Raw genomic sequence first — 4,417 nt, 5'->3', positions numbered from 1 at the left:
ATCCGCCCCGATCACCCCGGGCGCCCTCGCCGACGGCACTCCGGTGCCGCTGCTGGCGAACCTCGGCAGGGCCGAAGGCGCCGCCGAGGCCGCCGCGCTCGGCGCGGAGGGTGTCGGGCTCTTCCGCACCGAGTTCCTCTTCCTGAACAGCCCCACCGCCCCCACCGTCGCCACGCAGCGCGAGGCGTACACGGCATTGCTCACCGCGTTCCGCGGCAAGAAGGTCGTCGTGCGCGTGCTGGATGCCGGGGCCGACAAGCCCCTCGCCTTCCTCAACGACGCGCACGAGGAGAACCCCGCACTCGGCCTGCGCGGCATCCGCGCCCTGCGGGCCAGCGAGCCGATCCTGCGCGACCAGCTCACCGCCCTCGCCGAGGCCGACGCCGCGGTGCGCGCCTCCGGGGAGGCCGCCGACCTCTGGGTGATGGCGCCGATGGTGGCGACCGTCGAGGAGACCGCGTACTTCACCGCGCTCGCGCGGGAGCACGGCATCCGCACCGCCGGCGTGATGGTCGAGGTGCCCTCCGCGGCGCTGCTCGCGGACCGCATCCTCGCGCACGCCGACTTCGCCTCGATCGGCACCAACGACCTGACGCAGTACGCGATGGCCGCCGACCGCCTGCTCGGCTCGGTGGCATCCTTCCAGGACCCGTGGCACCCCGCCGTGCTCCGCCTCATCCGCGAGGTCGGCGCTGCCGGAGCGACCCACGGCAAACCGGTCGGGATCTGCGGCGAAGCCGCCGCCGATCCGCTGCTGGCCGTCGTGCTCGTCGGCCTCGGCGCGACCAGCCTGTCGATGGCCCCCACCGCCCTCGCCGACGTGCGGGCGTCCCTGCTCACCCACACCCTCGACGATGCGCGCCGTGTCGCCGAGGCAGCCCTCGCCGCCGATGACGCGGCATCCGCCCGAGCGGCCGCACAGGCCGCAACCCCCACACAGAAAGAGACAGACCGATGACGACGACGTCACCCCCCGCCGCCATGAGCGGAGGAAAGAAGGCCCAGGTCCACATCCAGCGGTTCGGCACGTTCCTGTCCGGAATGATCATGCCGAACATCGCCGCGTTCATCGCGTGGGGGCTCATCACGAGCCTCTTCATCGCCGTGGGCTGGCTCGGCTGGTGGCATCCGGTCGCCGACCTGCTCGGCGGCTTCGGAAACGCGAACCAGGTCGGCTGGGCACACGCCATGACGACCCTCGCGCTCGCCCCCGACGGCAAGACCACGTTCCCGCAGTACGTGGGCCTCGTCGGATCGATGATCACGTATCTGCTGCCGCTGCTGATCGCCAACACCGGCGGACGCATGGTCTACGGCGAGCGCGGCGGCGTGGTCGCCTCGATCGCGACCATGGGCGTCATCGTCGGAACGACGATCCCGATGTTCCTCGGCGCCATGATCATGGGCCCGTTCGCCGCCCTCGTCACGAAGTGGATGGACCGCATCTGGGACGGCAAGATCCGACCCGGATTCGAGATGCTGGTCAACAACTTCTCCGCGGGCATCCTCGGCATGCTCCTGGCCGTGCTCGGCTTCTTCGCCTTCGGCCCGGTGTTCACCTACGTCGCGGAGGGCCTCGGCGCGGCCGTGCAGTGGCTGGTCTCCCTGGGCCTGCTGCCGCTCCTGTCGATCATCGTCGAGCCGGCCAAGATCCTGTTCCTGAACAACGCCATCAACCACGGCGTGTTCACGCCTCTCGGCATCGAGCAGGCGGCCCACGCCGGCAAGTCGATCCTGTTCCTCATCGAGGCGAACCCCGGCCCCGGTGTCGGCGTGCTGCTCGCGTTCTCGTTCTTCGGGGTGGGCGTGGCGCGCTCGTCGGCCCCCGGCGCGATCATCATCCAGTTCTTCGGCGGCATCCACGAGATCTACTTCCCGTACGTGCTGATGAAGCCGATCCTGTTCCTGTCGGTGATCGCCGGCGGCATCACCGGGGTCGCGACCAACGCCATCCTGGGCGGCGGCCTGCGCTTCCCGGCCGCGCCGGGTTCGATCATCGCGGTGATCCTGGCCGCGGCTCCCGCGGGCGCGGGGAACCTGCTGGTGGTGCTGCTGTCGGTGGTGCTGGCCGCGACCGTGTCGTTCCTGCTCTCGTCGCTGTTCCTGCTGCGCAGCCGCAAGCGCGACCTCGCGGCGGGCGGCGGCGACCTGCAGGCCGCGATCGCCCAGACCGAGGCCAACAAGGGCAAGGAGTCGGCGGCGCTGTCCGGGCTCCGCCAGCGCACCGCCGGCGGCACGGCCGAGACCGCGGGCGCATCCACCGCGAACACGGCGGTCGCCGAGAAGCGCGTGGACCACATCGTGTTCGCGTGCGATGCGGGCATGGGCTCCTCCGCGATGGGCGCCAGCGTGCTGCGCAACAAGATCAAGAAGGCCGGGGTGGAGGGCGTCACCGTCGTCAACAAGGCGATCGCGAACCTCGACGGCACGGCCGACCTGATCATCACGCAGAACCAGCTCACCGACCGGGCCCGGGCCAAGGCGCCGGACGCGATCCACGTGTCCGTCGACAACTTCATGAACTCGCCCCGCTACGACGAGGTCGTGGACCTGGTGCGCGAGCAGCACCAGGATGGCCAGTAGACCGGACGAAGAAGGAGTCATCATGGCAGATCAGGTCCTGGCGATCGGGAACATCCGGATCCACGGGGGGTCGGCGGCGAAGCTCGACGCGATGCGCGAGGCCGCGGACATCCTGCAGGCCACCGGAGCCGTCACCGCCGAGTACTTCGACGCGATGCAGCAGCGGGAGGAGACCGTCTCCACCTACATGGGCAACGAGCTCGCCATCCCGCACGGCACGAACGAGATGAAGCGGGCCATCCTCGACTCGGCGCTGTCGTTCGTGCGGTACGACGGCGGCGTCGACTGGGGCGGTGAGCCGGTCACGTTCGTGGTCGGCATCGCCGGGAAGGGCGACGAGCACCTCGAGATCCTCTCGCGCATCGCCATCCTCTTCTCGGACGACGACGCGGTCGCGGCGCTGAAGCAGGCCGCGACCGAGGAGGACCTGTTCGCCCTGCTCAGCGCGGTCAACGAAGGGTGAGCGCATGAAGGCCGTGCATTTCGGCGCCGGGAACATCGGCCGGGGCTTCGTCGGGCTGCTGCTGCACCGCGGCGGCTACGAGCTCGTGTTCTCGGACGTCGCCGGGGCCCTGGTCGACGCCATCAACGCTGTCGACAGCTACACGGTCCACGAGGTCGGCGCGGGGGGCGCCGACACCGTGGTCACCGGCTTCCGGGCGCTGAACAGCGCGACGGACCCGGATGCCGTGGCCGCCGAGGTCGCGACGGCCGATGTGGTCACGACCGCCGTGGGGCCGACCATCCTCAAGTTCGTGGCCCCGCTCGTGCTCGCGGGGCTGCGCCTGCGGGACCCGGCCCTGCCGCCGCTGCAGATCATGGCATGCGAGAACGCCATCAACGCCACCGACCTGCTGCGCGTGGAGATCGTCGGACTCGCCGCGGAGGACTGGGACCCGGGCCGGGCCGTCTTCGCCAACACCGCGGTGGACCGCATCGTCCCGGCGCAGCCGGAGGGTGCGGGGGTGGATGTCACGGTGGAGCCGTTCTTCGAGTGGGCCATCGAACTGCCGCCCTTCGGCGGGCATCCGCCCGCCATCCCGGGGGCGCACTTCGTGGACGACCTCGCGCCCTACATCGAGCGCAAGCTCTTCACCGTCAACACCGGTCACGCGGCGACGGCGTACTTCGGGGCGATCGCGGGGATCGAGCAGATCTCGGACGCTCTCGCCGACCCGGCGATCGAGGCGCGGGTGGCCGCCGCGCTCGAGGAGACCTCCGCGCTGCTGACCCGGAAGCACGGGCTGGATGCCGCGGAGCTGGCCGAGTACCGTGCGACGATCCTGGAGCGCTTCCGCAACCCCGCGCTCGCCGACACCGTGTGGCGGGTGGGGCGTCAGCCGCTTCGCAAGCTGTCCCGTCACGAGCGGTTCGTGGGGCCGGCGGCGGATGCGGCGGAGCTCGGCCTGCCGGTGGACGCGCTCGTCGCCGCGATCGGCGCGGCGCTGGCATTCGACGACCCGGGCGATGCCCAGTCCGTCGAGCTGCAGCAGCTGCTGCGGACGACGGAGGCCGCCGAGCTGACCGGCATCGTGACCGGGCTTCCCGACGGGCATCCGCTGTTCGCCCGCGTGCGAGACCAGGTGGCGGACCGCCAGGCCGTCCTGGCCGGCTGACCCGCCCGCACGAGCCTCCGGCCGATTTCCGGCCGGAGGCTCGTGTGCTACAACGGGGCCATGAGCGGCAAGCGGAGGATGGGCCTCGTCTCGGCGCTGCTCGCCGTCGCCGCGGCCGTCGTGCTCAGCATCCTGCCCGTGTACGACGGCGAGGAGAGCACGGGCTCGTCCGCCGGCGCCGCCACCGCCGCGCACACCTCCCAGACGGTGCTGCAGGT

The 4,417-nt window shown here is 71.2% G+C and carries 4 protein-coding genes; all 4 read left to right on the top strand.

From position 1 onward, the window contains the following. Positions 1 to 958, top strand: a 958-nt coding sequence (locus VJR25_RS15710; RefSeq protein ID WP_324116722.1) for a putative PEP-binding protein, incomplete at its 5' end; no start/stop codon positions are given. Continuing rightward, complete coding sequence (locus VJR25_RS15705; protein ID WP_324116721.1) at positions 955 to 2,583, top strand: PTS mannitol transporter subunit IICB; 1,629 nt, start codon at positions 955 to 957, stop codon at positions 2,581 to 2,583. The genes VJR25_RS15710 and VJR25_RS15705, both read left to right, overlap by 4 nt. 22 nt (positions 2,584 to 2,605) lie before the next feature. After that, positions 2,606 to 3,046 (top strand): PTS sugar transporter subunit IIA, encoded by a 441-nt coding sequence (locus VJR25_RS15700; RefSeq protein WP_324116719.1) that lies wholly within the window; start codon positions 2,606 to 2,608, stop codon positions 3,044 to 3,046. A 4-nt stretch (positions 3,047 to 3,050) separates the two neighbouring features. Continuing rightward, complete coding sequence (locus tag VJR25_RS15695; RefSeq protein ID WP_324116717.1) at positions 3,051 to 4,199, top strand: mannitol-1-phosphate 5-dehydrogenase; 1,149 nt, start codon at positions 3,051 to 3,053, stop codon at positions 4,197 to 4,199. The last annotated feature ends 218 nt before the right edge of the window (positions 4,200 to 4,417 follow it).

It is taken from the genome of Microbacterium sp., from assembly GCF_035277845.1.
Taxonomy (GTDB): domain Bacteria; phylum Actinomycetota; class Actinomycetes; order Actinomycetales; family Microbacteriaceae; genus Microbacterium.
Note: the sequence above shows the minus strand (reverse complement) of the source record. Positions and strands in the feature narration are given on the sequence as shown.

Coding starts and splice junctions, on each gene's coding strand:
- VJR25_RS15705 (WP_324116721.1), top strand. CDS start 955: ATGACGACGACGTCACCCCCCGCCGCCATGAGCGGAGGAAAGAAGGCC.
- VJR25_RS15700 (WP_324116719.1), top strand. CDS start 2,606: ATGGCAGATCAGGTCCTGGCGATCGGGAACATCCGGATCCACGGGGGG.
- VJR25_RS15695 (WP_324116717.1), top strand. CDS start 3,051: ATGAAGGCCGTGCATTTCGGCGCCGGGAACATCGGCCGGGGCTTCGTC.